This is a genomic window from Flavobacterium aquariorum, assembly GCF_003254745.1.
Lineage (GTDB): Bacteria > Bacteroidota > Bacteroidia > Flavobacteriales > Flavobacteriaceae > Flavobacterium > Flavobacterium aquariorum.
In genome coordinates this window covers 225,762-240,428 of the sequence record NZ_QKXH01000004.1, presented here as the reverse complement: position 1 = coordinate 240,428, position 14,667 = coordinate 225,762, and the positions used below count along the sequence as shown (strand labels likewise).

Here is a 14,667-nt window from a genome sequence, read left to right as displayed (position 1 = left end):
TTTACTAGGGTTTCATTTTATACAAATCATTATATATTATCCGTTTAAGGCAAAATAATAATTTTCTTTTGTTTTTCAAATTCTTGTTTTTTAACCACATAGGTCTCAGACATAGAATCGTGCCATCCTACCGCCGTACCGCCTAAAAAAGAAAAAATTTCAAACGGAATAAATCTACAGAGTGTACGTTTCAAGATGCTTTTATAATTTGGTTTGGAACCATCTTTCATGATTATATAGGTTTTTGTCAAAAATTTTGCCATTGAACGAGAGAAATACAACTCAGTCAAATAATAGTAGAAACCGGAAATAATAGCAAAAGTAATCCCTTTTTCTAATATTCCCATAGTACTAATCCAAGTCTTAAGGAAAGAACCACTAGCAACATCCGCTAATATGAATATAGTTTCGCCAATACTGATCCAAATAATATATTGCACCACTAAATCAATGATCAAATTCGCCAAACGCTGTCCCTGTGAAGCCAATAAATCATCCGTAATTGTAAATTTTTTATGTTCCATATTTTTTATTTTTTAATGGTCTAAAAAAATACATCAAAAACAATAACTACCTCAAATATAAGGAATTATTTTCATAAATATCGACTATAAAACTACCAATTACAATGCGGTTTGTACATCAAGAAACTAAGGTTTATTAAATTAAACCCATTTACTTTTGCTTATTAATTTCCGCCTGAATAATGTTATTTTTCACTTCTTTGAGTAAATGATTTTTCGCTTCCGCAAAAGTAATATCATAAATACGGGTTACTTTTTGAAACTCTACAGGATATTTTGCGAGTAATTTAGAGTAATAATTATCCAGAACCTCCTTGGAAGGAGCGGTAAATTCCAATTGCATTTCGAAACGACGCACCAAGGCCTCGTCTATCATTTGGATTTGATTGGTCGCAGCCAATAACACTGAACGATTGGGAAAATTATCAATTAGTTGAATAATCGAGTTGACTACCCGTTTCATCTCGGTACTGTCTTTGTTGTCATAATCCCGGATTTGACCCAAAGAATCAAATTCATCGAAAAACAAAACCGAACTTTCGTATTGCACTTCCTTGAACAGTCCTTCAATATTCTTGGAGGTTTCTCCCAATTTGGAAGAAACAATTCGGGAGAGATTGACAATGATTAGTTTTTTATCCAGTTTTCTGGCAATGGCTTTCGCCGTCATGGTTTTGCCACAGCCTGTTTTTCCGTGCAACAGTATTTTATTAACCACAGGCAACTCGTATTGCTCCAAAACGGAACGAAACTGATATTCCTTCAAGAACTGATTAATTTGCTCGGAAACGGCTTCGTTAAACACTACATCTTCGAGATGAACAATGCTTCGGTCTGTAAAATATAATAAACTCAAGGGAATTGGATTTTAAAATAATATCTTTAAATCAATTCCACAAATTTAGATAAATTAAATTATGAAAACGCATGTCTTTTAGCCCCGATTATAGCGGAAATCCTTTTTATATCGTCTTTTGGGACGATATAAAAAGATTACTTCACTTAATATTTATTTTCATAGGAATTCAGTGAACTTCGTTTGAAACGGAAAGCGGGATTAGCTCCTAAAAAAAACAGCCATCATTACGACGGCTGCTTTTCTTTATTCTTTGTTCTTTAATCTATTTTCTGATTACGACCCACACATTTCGCAATCTTCAGGATCAGCAGCTTGTGCTTTAAGCAACATTGCTTTGAAATCTTCAACATCGATTGCTTCTGTTACCGGAAGATCTTCTTGTTTTTTATCATTGTTCAAAGTAAACTTGATAGCGTCAACTGCCGCTTTGGTTCTCAAATAATACATACCTGTTTTCAAACCAGATTGCCAAGCGTAGAAGTGCATTGAAGTCAGTTTTGAATAATTGGCATCTTGCATAAACAAGTTCAATGATTGTGATTGATCTACGAAATACCCTCTTTGACGAGACATATCAATGATATCTTTCATAGACATTTCCCAAACGGTTTTGTACAATTCTTTCAAGTCTTGCGGAATGATGTCGATGTTTTGAACCGATCCGTTATGACGCATGATTTCTTGTTTCAAATTGTCATTCCACAATCCTAATTTTACTAAATCGTGTAATAAATGCTTGTTCACCACAATAAATTCACCAGACAATACACGTCTTGTATAAATATTAGAAGTATACGGTTCAAATGCTTCGTTGTTACCCAAAATTTGAGAAGTCGAAGCCGTTGGCATTGGTGCAACTAACAATGAGTTACGAACACCGTTTTTCACCACTTCTTTTCTAAGTGAATCCCAGTCCCATCTTCCTGATAATTCTTCGTCTTTCATTCCCCACAAATTGTGTTGGAATTCTCCATTTGACATTGGAGAACCTTTGAAAGTAGAATAAGGACCTTCTTCGATTGCCATTTCCATAGAGGCGGTACAAGCTGCAAAGTAAAGGGTTTCAAATATTTCTTGGTTTAATATTTTAGCTTCATCACTTGTAAAAGGCAAACGCAACATAATAAAAGCATCGGCAAGACCTTGTACTCCAAGCCCAATTGGTCTGTGACGCATATTGGAATTTTCGGCTTCTTTTACTGGATAGTAATTTCTGTCGATTACTCTGTTCAAGTTACGAGTCACACGCTTGGTTACATCATACAATAATTGGTGATTGAAAGCTCCATTCTCTACAAACATTGGCAAAGAAATAGAAGCTAAATTACAAACCGCCACCTCATCACTTGACGTATATTCCATAATCTCGGTACACAAATTCGAAGAACGAATCGTACCTAGATTTTTTTGATTTGATTTTCTGTTAGCAGCGTCTTTATACAACATATAAGGAGTTCCAGTCTCGATTTGTGACTCAAGGATTTTCTCCCACAATTCACGTGCTTTGATGGTTTTTCTACCTTTTCCTCTAAATTCGTAATCAGTATATAAAGCTTCGAATTCTTCCCCATACACATCATACAAACCTGGACATTCATTAGGACACATCAAAGTCCAAGTAGAATCTTCCTGTACACGCTTCATGAATAAATCCGAAGTCCACATCGCAAAGAACAAATCTCTTGCGCGCATTTCTTCTTTTCCTGTATTCTTTTTCAGATCCAAGAAATCAAAGATATCAGCATGCCAAGTTTCAATATAAATAGCAAAACTACCTTTTCGTTTTCCTCCACCTTGATCCACATAACGAGCAGTATCATTAAACACTCTCAACATTGGTACAATTCCGTTTGAAGTACCGTTTGTACCGCGAATGTAAGAACCAGTCGCACGAACATTATGGATAGAAAGCCCAACTCCTCCCGCTGATTGTGAGATTTTGGCAGTTTGTTTTAAAGTATCGTAAATACCATCAATACTATCATCCTGCATTGCCAAAAGAAAGCAAGAAGACATTTGAGGTTTTGGTGTACCTGCGTTGAATAATGTTGGTGTTGCATGGGTAAAGAATTTTTTAGACATTAAGTCATACGTCTCCATTACCGATTTTAAATCGTCTAAGTGAATCCCAACAGAAACACGCATCAACATGTGCTGCGGACGCTCTACTATTTTTCCGTTTATTTTCAATAAATACGAACGTTCCAGTGTTTTAAAACCAAAATAATCGTAGTTAAAATCTCTGTTATAAATGATATGCGAATCCAAAAACTCCGCATTTTCCATAATCACTCTATGAACCTCTTCGGCCAATAAAGGTGATTCTTGGTTGGTTCTTGGATTGATGTAATGAAACATCTCATTCATTGTTTCCGAGAATGATTTTTTGGTATTCGAATGTAAGTTTGATATCGCAATACGAGCTGCCAATTGTGCATAATCCGGATGAGCAATAGTCATTGATGCAGCAGTTTCAGCAGCAAGATTGTCAAGTTCTGATGTGGAAACTCCATCATACAAACCTTCAATAACTCGCATAGCAACTTTAACTGGATCTACCAATTCGTTCAAGCCGTAACATAACTTTTTGATTCTCTCTGTAATTTTATCAAACATTACAGGTTCCTTGTGGCCGTCTCTTTTTACTACAAACATACTTTTATCAATTTTTTAATTAATGAATTGTGATTTACAAATAGCAGGAATTCATAAATCATTTTTTACTCACAGTCAATCCATAAACCAATTAGATATTCTGTTTCATCGCATAAATGAGATGAAACAAAACGTCGTCATTTGACCCAAAATTAATCAGGCTGAATTAACTTAGTTTTTAGATTTGGGGATCTTACAAAAACTATTTAATTATAATTATTTTTTATTTTTTTAGCGCTATCAAGCACTATAGGAAATATTTGAAATTCAAAACTTCAATCTAAAAATCAGCGTCAAAGCTAATTTTTTGGGAATCACCTTCAGTAACTTTAACTCCCGATTTTTGATATTCAGCAACTTTTTTCTCAAAGAAATTAGTTTTTCCTTGAAGTGAAATCATATCCATGAAATCAAATGGATTGGCAACATTGTATTCTCTGTCACAACCCAATTCTACCAATAATCTATCGGCAACAAATTCTAAGTATTGAGTCATTAAGCCCGCATTCATCCCGATCAAACTTACTGGAAGCGATTCGGTAATAAATTCTCTTTCGATATTCAAAGCATCAACGATAATGCTTCTTATTCTTTCTTTTGGTACTTTATTAATCAAATGGTGATTGTGTAAATGCACTGCAAAATCACAGTGAACTCCTTCATCACGAGAAATCAGCTCATTAGAGAAAGTCAATCCTGGCATCAATCCACGTTTTTTCAACCAATAAATAGAACAAAACGCTCCTGAAAAGAAAATCCCTTCTACCGCTGCAAAAGCAATTAATCTTTCGGCAAAAGAATCAGACTCAATCCATTTCAAAGCCCAGTCTGCTTTCTTTTTAATAGCTGGAAAAACATCTAAAGCATTAAACAAATCAGATTTTTCGCCTTCGTCCTTTACATAAGTATCTATCAAAAGTGAATAGGTTTCACTATGAATATTTTCCATCATGATTTGGAAACCATAGAAAAATTTAGCTTCTGCATATTGCACTTCATTCACAAAATTCTCAGCCAAATTTTCATTTACAATTCCATCCGAAGCTGCAAAAAAAGCAAGAATGTGTTTTATAAAGTAACGCTCATCATCACTCAACTTATTATTCCAGTCGTTTAAATCTTGTGACAAATCAATTTCTTCAGCAGTCCAGAAACTGGCTTCCATCATTTTATATCTTTCCCAAATATCATGATGCTTAATTGGAAAAATCACGAAACGATTTTTGTTTTCTTGTAAAATTGGTTCTATTTGAGACATTAGATTTTGTTTGTTTATTTTGATTTTTATACTGAAAATAGATGCGAAAAGCGAATTACAAAGATTGTGAAATAATGCCGTTATTAAAAGTCAAACTTATTCACAATAGCTCATAGTTTTTAACAAAAAATAAAAATGGGAATATTTTTCATACAAAATGCATTTAATTGAATACCAATGAATTAAGCGCAGTACAAAGCCTTAAACACCTGTAAAATATAGGAATTTTAAAATAAAAGAATAGAAGTTTAACATTAATTTTTACAAACCTTTTTTTAAGTCTTCGGCCACTTTTTCAAGTTCCAAATACCAATCTTCACCAAAGCGGCGAATAAGAGCTTCTTTGACAAATTTATACACAGGAACTTCGAGTTCTTGTCCTAAAGAACAAGCTGCATCACAAATGTCCCATTTGTCATAATTAACAGCTGCAAACTCAGTAAAATCTTTAACCCGTATTGGATACAAATGACAGGAAACAGGTTTTTTCCAGTCTATTATACCTTGATTGTAGGCTTGCTCAATTCCACAAAGAGCAGTTCTTCCGTCAAAAATAACGTAGGCACAATCTTTATTGTCAATTAGCGGAGTTTCAAGATCCCCATCAGCTCCATTTACCCAAGTTCCTTGGGCTTCTATAGCCTCAATTCCTTGTTTTCTCAAAAATGGTTTCACTTTTGGATATATTTCTTCTAATATTTTTGTTTCTGCCAAACTCAATGGCGCCCCTGCATCGCCATCGACACAACAAGCTCCTTTGCACGCTGACAAATTACAAACAAATTCTTTTTCGAGTATATCCTCCGAGACGATGGTTTTTCCTAGTTGAAACATTTTGCAAAGGTAACCAAAGATTCAAGAAATAAAAAACCCACTCACAAACATATATTCCCAAATCAGACAAATTAACACATTGCAACTATTTTACCTACATAAATTTATAATCTGCTTTATTGAACACGTAAGCGTTTTTCTCCAAACTAACACATTTCATAGTCGTCACTTTTCCTTTGTTTTTCAAATCTTTCATACTCATATCCATCAACAAGGTTTTTTCATCTGGTTTGAAATATCCTGCTAAAGCATCGGGCATTTTCCATTTTTTTTGATTTTTAAACATATCCCCAAAACTCACTTTGGCCTCATTTGTGTAATAAAAAACGATATCATATTCATCATTTGTAGCCTGAATTCCTTTACAATTGTACCCTAAAAATATTTTATTGGGCAATGCTTTATATGTAAATTTCGACTTCTCTCCCTCCCTTTTTGCCATTTCAGAATAATCCGCCATTTTAGAAGCCGAAGCCATCTTATCTTTGCCACTGCCAAAACAGCTTACCGTAATCCTGTTTTTGGTATCCATTATCATCAACATACTTTGCCCTTCATCTTGCCCAACATTGAATCCAAAATAAGACGCATTAGGTTCAAGTAAATAATCCGCATTCATAGCTTTGCTTTCATCACTTTTAATTTCCATAACGTATTTCCAACTAAAAACATACGAATTTGGAACTACAGAAGCATCCACCCGGTTTTTTCCGTAACCCAAAATGGCATCATTCATATTTACATTTTGATTTGCACTTGAATCTACATTTTGATCTACACTTGAATCTACCGCTTTGTCCATTTCCTTATTTACCTTTTGCGAAGCTTTATTCATCGCATGCTGCTCTGCCGCTTTTTGAACTTGTTTCCAAATCTGCGCCTGTGAACTATCAAATGAGAACAACAGAACCAAGAATACTATAACAAACCACATCTTTTTCATAGTTACAATATTTAAAATTACAAACAAATTTACTAATTGATTTTCAGTAAGTTAAATATTTTAACGTTTGATTTATCCTATTTTTATAATTCAATAAAAAGCAAAAAAACTGACGCCTAAATCATTTAATAATAGAATTCCCAAAATGAAAAAAATAACCGTATTTTTGAAACACAAAAAACTTTACCCTAACTTTTCATAAAAAGTAATACTTATGATGGATTTTGATTTAAAGGAAATAATAACTGTAGGAATGGTACTTTTCGCCGTAATTGATATAGTAGGATCTATTCCAATAATAGTAGGATTGAGAGCCAAACACGGCCACATCGAATCAGAAAAAGCAGCTTTGGTAGCTGGATTGATTATGATATTATTTCTATTTATTGGAGAGGAATTTTTAAGTCTAATAGGAATTGATGTCCATTCATTTGCAGTGGCAGGTTCTTTTGTATTATTCTTTTTGGCCTTAGAAATGATTTTAGGTATTCGTATTTATCGAGATGAAGAAGCTAGTTCTGCATCAATTGTACCATTGGCATTTCCATTGATTGCAGGTGCAGGAACAATGACCACTTTACTTTCTTTGCGTTCCCAATTTCATACCCTGAATATTGTCCTGGCAATTATATTAAACATTATATTGGTTTATATAGTCCTGAAATCATCCGGAAAAATTGAAAAAATGCTAGGACAAAATGGACTTGGCGTAATTCGTAAGACTTTTGGTGTAGTACTTTTAGCAATAGCTGTTAAATTATTCGCCGCTAATGTTAAAGGTTTGTTTGTCTAAAAAAAAAAATTATAAATTTACCCCCTAAATATTTTATTCGCCAAAGATTACAGCCCATTTTAAGCAATTTTTATTTCAAAATTAGACTCAAAAATACTTTGGCATTTTTTTCTAAAAAAAATTAAACCTATGAAAATTTTCACTAACATCTTAGTGCTTTTGGCAGTTGCGCTTCTTATTTTCAACATTACTTTAATTGATTTTCAAAATCCATTCAAAGGAGATAGCGTAGTGGCGTTCGTTGGTGTAGTCGCTTCATTTTGTGCAGTATTAATTCTTCTTATTTTTAGAATGTCTAAAAAAATAGTTGAAAAAATGAACGACAACGCATAACTGTGTTTGACGTATTAATTATAGGCGGTGGCGTTTCCGGAATATCATGCGCAATGGTATTGGGTTCTGCTAAAAAGAAAGCTTTTGTTTCGTCTAAGAAGATCGGAATTCTCACGCATCAAAAGACTTCATCTCTTCAAGAGGCCCTTTTCAACAATGCTTACGGAATTCCTCCTGGAAAATTAGGTTCGGAATTACTAATTGAGAGCATCGATCATTTATCCAATATTTATCCCCATATTATTCAAATCCCTGAAGAAAAAGTATTGAAAATCGAGGGCTACTATCCCGAATTTACGGTTATTACAAACAAAAATACTTACAAAACTGTTAACATTGTAATTGGCATTGGCTCAGCAAACACATTTGCTATCGAAGGTTTAATGCAGTTTGTGGAACCTCACAAAAAAGCACTACCCGAAAAACAAAGGATTCAGCTTAAGAATATTGACCATAAAGTGGCCGATGGTATTTATGTTATAGGAACACTTGCAGGCTGGAGAAGTCAATTGGCTATTGCCGCAGGAAGTGGTGCCGCTGTCGCTACAGATTTACTTACTTTATGGAACGAAGGCATTCAGACTCATTCCCACGATAGTATTAGGTAACTTTTAACCAAAGAAAAACAAAATACATCCAAGAAAAGTAATCGAAAATATCTAAAGAAGTCCTGTATAAGCTAATTGTTTTAAGACCTCAAAATCTACTTTCTCGAGAAAAATTTTATCAAAAATAAAATTAACCGCAATTAAAACACTCAATCCTATTAAACCTATTGTCGACACTCCAATTACACGACTAATAAACGAAAAAGGAAGCTGATTAATTAATTGCTTATGCTGTTAATGGCTTCCTAAATAAAAACACTAAAAAAAGCAGTTATTCCAATATAATCACAACAGAAAATATATCGAATGCTTTCAAATGATATTTTACTTTAATTAAAAACAATTTCTTAAATCTCACAAATTAGAGTAATCTAAGAAAATCATTAAATTCCATTTACTTAACAGAAATAATCTCTTTTACTTTCATGTGCTTTTCAGTTTCGGTTTTCCAAATTTCTCCTTTTAACGAAACTTCTTCTCCCTCTTTAAGCAGTTTGTAATTTTGTGGCCCACCAACATTTACGATACTAATTACAGCAAAATAAATTTCATTTTTATCAGTGCTAATTTTAGCTGTGTATCCGTCTTTTCCAAACTCAACAGCTACAACTTTACCAGAAATTTCATTTTTACCTTTCATACAGGCACAGGAAATCACAAAAAACAAAAGCATCAAAACTGCCGAAAATCGAATTGTATTTTTCATATCATTTTTTAATTTCTATTTAATAGCACTACATAGCTACCATTTTTACATTTAAAGCAAAGATTTAGCATTATTGTTTTTCCTTCAACACGGCTTTTATCATGGCGTCGTCTTTCAAAACCATTTCATAGTAGTAAGTATCACCAAATAACTGTCTCGCAAACTCTGCATTGATATATCTTTTTACCAATGTTTTATAGTTCCCAAGATTAACCTCCAAACCGTTTTTGGAAAGGTATTTTTGGAAAGCAGTAAAATAAGAATCGGTAGCGCTTATTTGTATTTTAAATTGATCGAAAGTCAATTTGGTAAATGCATTTCTATCTTTGTCTAGCTCTTCAAAAACAAAATGTCCCACAATACCTGACTGCAACAAATACGAAATATTTTCTGCTCCGTGTTCCGCTTCCAAAGGCACAAAAACATCAGGCACAATTCCACCGCCACCATAAACAATTTTCCCTTTTTTGGTTTTAAATTTTAAAGAATCAACCACTTTTATACTGTCTTTTTTATACAATTCACCGTGTAAAAACCGATTATCCGATTCTTTGAAATATTCCTCATTCCCTTTAGAATAAGGCTTTTGAATAGACCTTCCTGTCGGGGTATAATATCTGGCAATAGTCAATCGAACAGCTGAACCGTCATTAAAATCCATTTCACGCTGTACCAATCCTTTCCCAAATGAACGTCTCCCCACAATCGTTCCGCGATCATTATCCTGGATCGCTCCAGCCAAAATTTCACTAGCCGAAGCACTGTTCTCATTAATCAAAACAAATACATTTCCAGTTTCAAAGCTACCTTCTGCTGTAGCATAGGTTTTCTCAGTTGGTTCTTTCTTGCTTTTGGTAAAAACAATTAATTCTTTATCTTTCAAAAACTCATCGGCAATAGCAATGGCTTCTTCCATATAGCCGCCCCCATTATCCCGAACATCGATCACCAGTGTTTTAATTCCTTGTTTTTTCAAAGAAGTCAAACCTTTTTTAAACTCATCGAAAGTAGTTTCCGCAAAACGGTTAATCTTGATATAACCTGTTGTTTTATCCAAAAGTAATGCAACATCAACGCTCTTTAAAGGAATTACATCGCGCTTTATGGTAACCTTTATTTTCTTGTGTTCGGATTTTCTATAAACCGTCAATTCAATTTGCGAACCCGCCTGACCTTTTAACGTGGCAAACAAACTGTCATTAGGCAATTTCCGACCAAACAGCTTAGTTTTATCCGCATACAAAATTCGGTCCCCAGCCTTGATTCCTGCTTTTGCCGAAGGGCCATTTTTAACTGGATTTATGACTGCAACAGAATCATTGTGCATATAAAAGTTAATTCCAATCCCAACAAAATCACCTTTCATTGTCTCAGCTATTTCGGCTTGATCTCTTGGCGGAATGTAAACTGAATGAGGATCTAATTTTGCCAATATGCTGTTTACCGTAAGACTCACGATAGAATCCGTATTTACATCATCTACATATTCGTTATCAATGAAATCAATCAGTTTATTGAGTTTTTCTTTGGTATTCTTTTTGGCCATAAAAGATTTGGAGGAAGGAGTACCGGACAAACTACCAATAAAAATTCCAAGAGCAAAAATGCCCCCAATAAGTATGGGTAAATATTTGTTGTCGAATTTCATATATGCAAAAGTTATTTATTATAAATCATATATGTTATCACTTTTTATTTATTGGTATTTGTTTACAACAAATTTGTTTTTAATGGCGATTTCATTATCGTTTAATCTTCTTCTCTTAATCTTCCAAAACAGGAATATGTTCTACTTCTATGCCAGCCTTCATTAAAAATTGTATTCCCGAATCATCACGATATCCATTGTGATACACCACTCTTTTTATCCCCGACTGATGAATCAATTTACTGCATTCCTTACAAGGCGAAAGCGTGATATACAAAGTCGCCCCTTCGCAGGATTGAGTTGATCTGGCTACTTTCAATATTGCATTTGCCTCAGCATGGAGAACATCCCAACGTGTTAAACCCTCTTCGTCTTCACAGCAATTTTCAAATCCTGAAGGTGTCCCATTATATCCGTCTGAAATAATCATACGGTCTTTTACAATGATAGCTCCTACTTTTTTTCTTTGGCAATAGGACAACAAACCCCATTCTGTAGCAATCCTAAGATAAGCTTTGTCGTATTTATTTAATTTTACTTTATTCATACTTTGAATTATCTTTTCCAGATTTCACTTTCCAGAATCATAGGCAACACGACCCCAATTATAAATGCCGACATCACTAAGGTCCAATCGCGTTTTGAAAAACGAAATACTGTCTGTACAATATACGACAAAATCAACACAACAATCACTACCACAATTTGAGCGGCTTCGATTCCCAGTGCAAATTCGGCCATGGGCAATAACTTCGAACTTGGACTTCCTCCTAATATGGTTTTAAAATAATTAGAAAAACCTAAACCATGAATGATTCCAAAGAATAGTGTTATTATAAAAACTATATTGACGCTTCCATTTTTACTGGTTTTACCGGCTGTAAACAAATTATAGAGAGCTGTTATTAATATTGTAATCGGAATAAGTAATTCTACCACATTTACCTTAACTGAAATAATTCCAAAAACCGAAAGAAACAATGCAGTTGTGTGGCCTAAAGTAAACACTGTCACTAAAAGCAAAATCCTTTTCCAATCATTGAAAGAGAAAGGAACAGACAAAGCAATTAAAAATAAAACATGATCATAGGAATGAATATCCAGTACGTGTTTCAATCCTATTTGAAAGTAAATCAAAAATTCTGACATCATAAAATAATTAAATTGATATGGGGTTGTAAACTTACGATTAATTTTGAAAATGGAATATTTGATTAAAAAATCATTCTTCAAAAAAAATAAAAAATAGAGGTCAATCGTACAAAAAAGTCATTAAAAACAAAAATCATTAGTGAAAAATTAATTATCTTTATGTCAAACCTTAAACACCACAATTATGCCATTCTCAGATTTATTTAGTAGCGAATTCAACCAAGCAAACAAAGGCCATTTTTCAGCCATTGTGCGGGTAGCCTATGCCGGTGGAAATATTACGGAACAAGAACAAAAATTTCTCGACAAACTTGCTGTGGATCTTGAAATTTCCGAAGAAGAATACAAAGAGATTTTAAAAGATCCGAACAAATATCCAATCAACGCGCCATACCTATACATTGAAAGACTGGAAAGTCTCCACAAACTAGCCCGAATAGTACGTAGAGACCATCAACTGGGCGATCAGCAAGAACACTTAATGGTTAAATTTGCATTAGCTCTAGGATTTACTCCTGCCAATGTTAATTATATTGTGGACAAAGCACTCAAATTAGTTGACAAACATGTAGATCTAGATACTTTTATATATGAAATGAAGAATATGTATAAATAAAAAACAGCTCCAATTTAGGAGCTGTTTTTTTGGTTTAATTTTTCGGTTTGTTTCTTGGTTTAATATTTACTCAGCTTTGCTTTATGCATAAACTCTTCCGCTTTTTCAACCATTTTTATGCTACCGCAAAAGAAAGGTACTCTTTCGTGTAATTCTGTCGGCTGGATTTCCATTATTCTATCAAAACCATCCGAGGCTTTTCCTCCTGCCTGTTCCACAATAAATGCCATAGGATTACATTCGTACAACAAACGCAACTTCCCTTTTGGCGCTTTGGAACTTGTTGGATAAATATAAATCCCGCCTTTTATCATATTTCTATGAATATCGGCGACTAAACTTCCTATGTATCGGGAAGTATAAGGACGATCTTCTTCTTCCAACTGACAATATTTAATATAATCTTTCACGCCTTGTGGGAAATGAACATAATTCCCTTCATTAATGGAATAGATATTTCCGTCTTCGGAGAATTTCATATTAGGATGTGAAAGATAAAATGTCCCAATAGCAGGATTCAATGTAAATCCGTTTACACCATGACCCGTTGTGTACACCAGCATAGTCGATGTCCCGTAAATCACATAACCTGCAGCCACTTGTTGCGTTCCCGGTTGTAAAAAATCTTCTAATGTAACCGGAGTTCCTATAGGTGTTACTCTTCTATAAACAGAAAAAATAGTTCCTACCGAAACGTTTACATCAATATTGGACGAACCATCTAACGGATCCATCAAAAGCACATATTTATTATTATGACTGCTGTCGCTTCCTTCGACGGTGATAAAATCGTCATTTTCTTCCGAAGCAATTCCACAAACAATTTCGCGGTTAATTAAAGTTTGGATAAAAATCTCATTGGCATATACATCCAATTTTTGCTGATCTTCACCTTGAATATTTTGTTCACCCGCTGCACCCACAATATCTACCAATCCCGCTTTGTTTACTTTGTAATTGACCACTTTTGCAGCCAAGCGAATTGAGTTGATAATCCTGGATAATTCACCCGATGAATACTGAAAGGCTTTTTGGTTCTCAATAATAAATTCCCCTAGTGTTTTGTTTCTTTCTTCCATTACGAAATCGATGTAGTTAGTTTGAAGTCACAAATATCGTTTTTTTTGTGAAATTGAAAAGAATAATACTTAGATAGTTTATCAGTATTGTATATTTGCTACATATTCCACAAAAACTAGTCGCTATTTGACTGTTTTTTAATAGAATTCAAGAATAATAATACGAAATCATGAAAATACGCAAAGGAGAAAAAGAAGACATGCATGGCGTTTTAGCCTTAATTCAGGAGCTGGCAGTATTCGAAAAAGAGCCGGATGCCGTTTTGATTACCGAAGAAGATTTGATTCGTGATGGTTTTGGCGCAAATCCATTGTTTCAAGTTTTTGTAGCCGAGGTTGAGAATGAAATTGTTGGCATTGCTTTATACTATTATAGATATTCTACTTGGAAAGGGAAAACAATCCATTTGGAAGATTTGGTAGTCAAAGATAGCATGCGCGGAACCGGGTTGGGCTATGCTTTGTATTCTGAAATCATCAAACAGGCCAAAAAAGATAAGGTTCGAAGAATCGATTGGAATGTTTTGGACTGGAATACACCGGCAATTGATTTTTATGAAAAATCGGGAGCCAAAGTATTGGATGAATGGCGCGTTGCCCAAATGGACGAAGCTGGAATTAACTATTTCGTGGACAACAAATTAAAAAATTAAAAAGAC

The 14,667-nt window shown here is 34.1% G+C and carries 16 protein-coding genes; 5 read left to right on the top strand and 11 right to left on the bottom strand.

Features of this window, described 5'->3' with window-relative positions; translation table 11 throughout:
- Nucleotides 1–44: 44 nt before the first annotated feature.
- The 6 genes from DOS84_RS08320 to DOS84_RS08295 form a co-directional block, all read right to left on the bottom strand.
- The gene (locus tag DOS84_RS08320) at nt 45–524 is read right to left on the bottom strand and encodes an RDD family protein (protein ID WP_111409658.1); all 480 of its coding nucleotides are present in this window, start codon (nt 522–524) and stop codon (nt 45–47) included.
- A gap of 151 nt (nt 525–675) precedes the next feature.
- Nucleotides 676–1,380 carry an AAA family ATPase gene (locus tag DOS84_RS08315; protein WP_111409657.1) on the bottom strand — a complete coding sequence of 235 codons (705 nt, stop codon included), beginning with the start codon at nt 1,378–1,380 and terminating at the stop codon, nt 676–678.
- A 276-nt stretch (nt 1,381–1,656) separates the two neighbouring features.
- Entirely contained in the window at nt 1,657–4,038 is a 2,382-nt protein-coding gene (locus tag DOS84_RS08310) for a ribonucleoside-diphosphate reductase subunit alpha (protein WP_111409656.1), read from the bottom strand.
- Nucleotides 4,039–4,318: 280 nt separating this feature from the next.
- On the bottom strand, nt 4,319–5,296 hold the full coding sequence (locus tag DOS84_RS08305) for a ribonucleotide-diphosphate reductase subunit beta (protein WP_111409655.1): 978 nt from the start codon (nt 5,294–5,296) through the stop codon (nt 4,319–4,321).
- A gap of 261 nt (nt 5,297–5,557) precedes the next feature.
- Nucleotides 5,558–6,130: a DUF3109 family protein gene (locus DOS84_RS08300; protein WP_111409654.1), complete on the bottom strand. Its 573-nt coding sequence runs from the start codon at nt 6,128–6,130 to the stop codon at nt 5,558–5,560.
- A gap of 94 nt (nt 6,131–6,224) precedes the next feature.
- Nucleotides 6,225–7,073: a hypothetical protein gene (locus DOS84_RS08295; protein WP_124020624.1), complete on the bottom strand. Its 849-nt coding sequence runs from the start codon at nt 7,071–7,073 to the stop codon at nt 6,225–6,227.
- A 214-nt stretch (nt 7,074–7,287) separates the two neighbouring features.
- Between DOS84_RS08295 and DOS84_RS08290 the strand changes: the two genes are divergently transcribed.
- The 3 genes from DOS84_RS08290 to DOS84_RS08280 all read left to right on the top strand — a co-directional run bounded on the left by DOS84_RS08290 (nt 7,288) and on the right by DOS84_RS08280 (nt 8,807).
- Entirely contained in the window at nt 7,288–7,866 is a 579-nt protein-coding gene (locus DOS84_RS08290) for a MarC family protein (RefSeq protein ID WP_111409652.1), read from the top strand.
- 129 nt (nt 7,867–7,995) lie between these two features.
- Nucleotides 7,996–8,199 (top strand): hypothetical protein, encoded by a 204-nt coding sequence (locus DOS84_RS08285; protein WP_077378243.1) that lies wholly within the window; start codon nt 7,996–7,998, stop codon nt 8,197–8,199.
- Between the two features lie 2 nt (nt 8,200–8,201).
- Entirely contained in the window at nt 8,202–8,807 is a 606-nt protein-coding gene (locus DOS84_RS08280; RefSeq protein WP_111409651.1) for an FAD-dependent oxidoreductase, read from the top strand.
- A gap of 394 nt (nt 8,808–9,201) precedes the next feature.
- Here the strand turns inward: DOS84_RS08280 and DOS84_RS08275 are convergent, their stop codons facing one another.
- The 4 genes from DOS84_RS08275 to DOS84_RS08260 all read right to left on the bottom strand — a co-directional run bounded on the left by DOS84_RS08275 (nt 9,202) and on the right by DOS84_RS08260 (nt 12,310).
- Nucleotides 9,202–9,513: a hypothetical protein gene (locus DOS84_RS08275; RefSeq protein WP_111409650.1), complete on the bottom strand. Its 312-nt coding sequence runs from the start codon at nt 9,511–9,513 to the stop codon at nt 9,202–9,204.
- Between the two features lie 70 nt (nt 9,514–9,583).
- Complete coding sequence (locus DOS84_RS08270) at nt 9,584–11,161, bottom strand: S41 family peptidase (protein WP_111409649.1); 1,578 nt, start codon at nt 11,159–11,161, stop codon at nt 9,584–9,586.
- 115 nt (nt 11,162–11,276) lie between these two features.
- Nucleotides 11,277–11,708, bottom strand: coding sequence for a deoxycytidylate deaminase (locus DOS84_RS08265; protein ID WP_111409648.1), 432 nt, complete (start codon nt 11,706–11,708; stop codon nt 11,277–11,279).
- Between the two features lie 8 nt (nt 11,709–11,716).
- Nucleotides 11,717–12,310 (bottom strand): HupE/UreJ family protein, encoded by a 594-nt coding sequence (locus DOS84_RS08260; RefSeq protein WP_111409647.1) that lies wholly within the window; start codon nt 12,308–12,310, stop codon nt 11,717–11,719.
- 187 nt (nt 12,311–12,497) lie between these two features.
- Here DOS84_RS08260 and DOS84_RS08255 point away from each other — a divergent pair, with 187 nt between their 5' ends.
- The gene (locus tag DOS84_RS08255; RefSeq protein WP_111409646.1) at nt 12,498–12,929 is read left to right on the top strand and encodes a tellurite resistance TerB family protein; all 432 of its coding nucleotides are present in this window, start codon (nt 12,498–12,500) and stop codon (nt 12,927–12,929) included.
- Nucleotides 12,930–12,988: 59 nt separating this feature from the next.
- On the opposite strand, the gene fbp is transcribed toward DOS84_RS08255, so the two are convergent.
- Nucleotides 12,989–14,008, bottom strand: a complete 1,020-nt coding sequence (gene fbp, locus DOS84_RS08250) for a class 1 fructose-bisphosphatase (protein WP_111409645.1) — start codon at nt 14,006–14,008, stop codon at nt 12,989–12,991.
- Between the two features lie 170 nt (nt 14,009–14,178).
- On the opposite strand from fbp, the gene DOS84_RS08245 reads away from it, so the two are divergent.
- Nucleotides 14,179–14,661 (top strand): GNAT family N-acetyltransferase, encoded by a 483-nt coding sequence (locus DOS84_RS08245; RefSeq protein WP_111409644.1) that lies wholly within the window; start codon nt 14,179–14,181, stop codon nt 14,659–14,661.
- Nucleotides 14,662–14,667 lie beyond the last annotated feature (6 nt).

Bases quoted from the DNA above. Each gene is read 5' to 3' on its own strand.
- DOS84_RS08245 (WP_111409644.1), top strand. From the start codon at position 14,179: ATGAAAATACGCAAAGGAGAAAAAGAAGACATGCATGGCGTTTTAGCC.
- fbp (WP_111409645.1), bottom strand. From the start codon at position 14,008: ATGGAAGAAAGAAACAAAACACTAGGGGAATTTATTATTGAGAACCAA.
- DOS84_RS08275 (WP_111409650.1), bottom strand. From the start codon at position 9,513: ATGAAAAATACAATTCGATTTTCGGCAGTTTTGATGCTTTTGTTTTTT.
- DOS84_RS08295 (WP_124020624.1), bottom strand. From the start codon at position 7,073: ATGAAAAAGATGTGGTTTGTTATAGTATTCTTGGTTCTGTTGTTCTCA.
- DOS84_RS08300 (WP_111409654.1), bottom strand. From the start codon at position 6,130: ATGTTTCAACTAGGAAAAACCATCGTCTCGGAGGATATACTCGAAAAA.
- DOS84_RS08260 (WP_111409647.1), bottom strand. From the start codon at position 12,310: ATGTCAGAATTTTTGATTTACTTTCAAATAGGATTGAAACACGTACTG.
- DOS84_RS08285 (WP_077378243.1), top strand. From the start codon at position 7,996: ATGAAAATTTTCACTAACATCTTAGTGCTTTTGGCAGTTGCGCTTCTT.
- DOS84_RS08265 (WP_111409648.1), bottom strand. From the start codon at position 11,708: ATGAATAAAGTAAAATTAAATAAATACGACAAAGCTTATCTTAGGATT.
- DOS84_RS08310 (WP_111409656.1), bottom strand. From the start codon at position 4,038: ATGTTTGTAGTAAAAAGAGACGGCCACAAGGAACCTGTAATGTTTGAT.
- DOS84_RS08270 (WP_111409649.1), bottom strand. From the start codon at position 11,161: ATGAAATTCGACAACAAATATTTACCCATACTTATTGGGGGCATTTTT.
- DOS84_RS08320 (WP_111409658.1), bottom strand. From the start codon at position 524: ATGGAACATAAAAAATTTACAATTACGGATGATTTATTGGCTTCACAG.
- DOS84_RS08305 (WP_111409655.1), bottom strand. From the start codon at position 5,296: ATGTCTCAAATAGAACCAATTTTACAAGAAAACAAAAATCGTTTCGTG.
- DOS84_RS08255 (WP_111409646.1), top strand. From the start codon at position 12,498: ATGCCATTCTCAGATTTATTTAGTAGCGAATTCAACCAAGCAAACAAA.
- DOS84_RS08290 (WP_111409652.1), top strand. From the start codon at position 7,288: ATGATGGATTTTGATTTAAAGGAAATAATAACTGTAGGAATGGTACTT.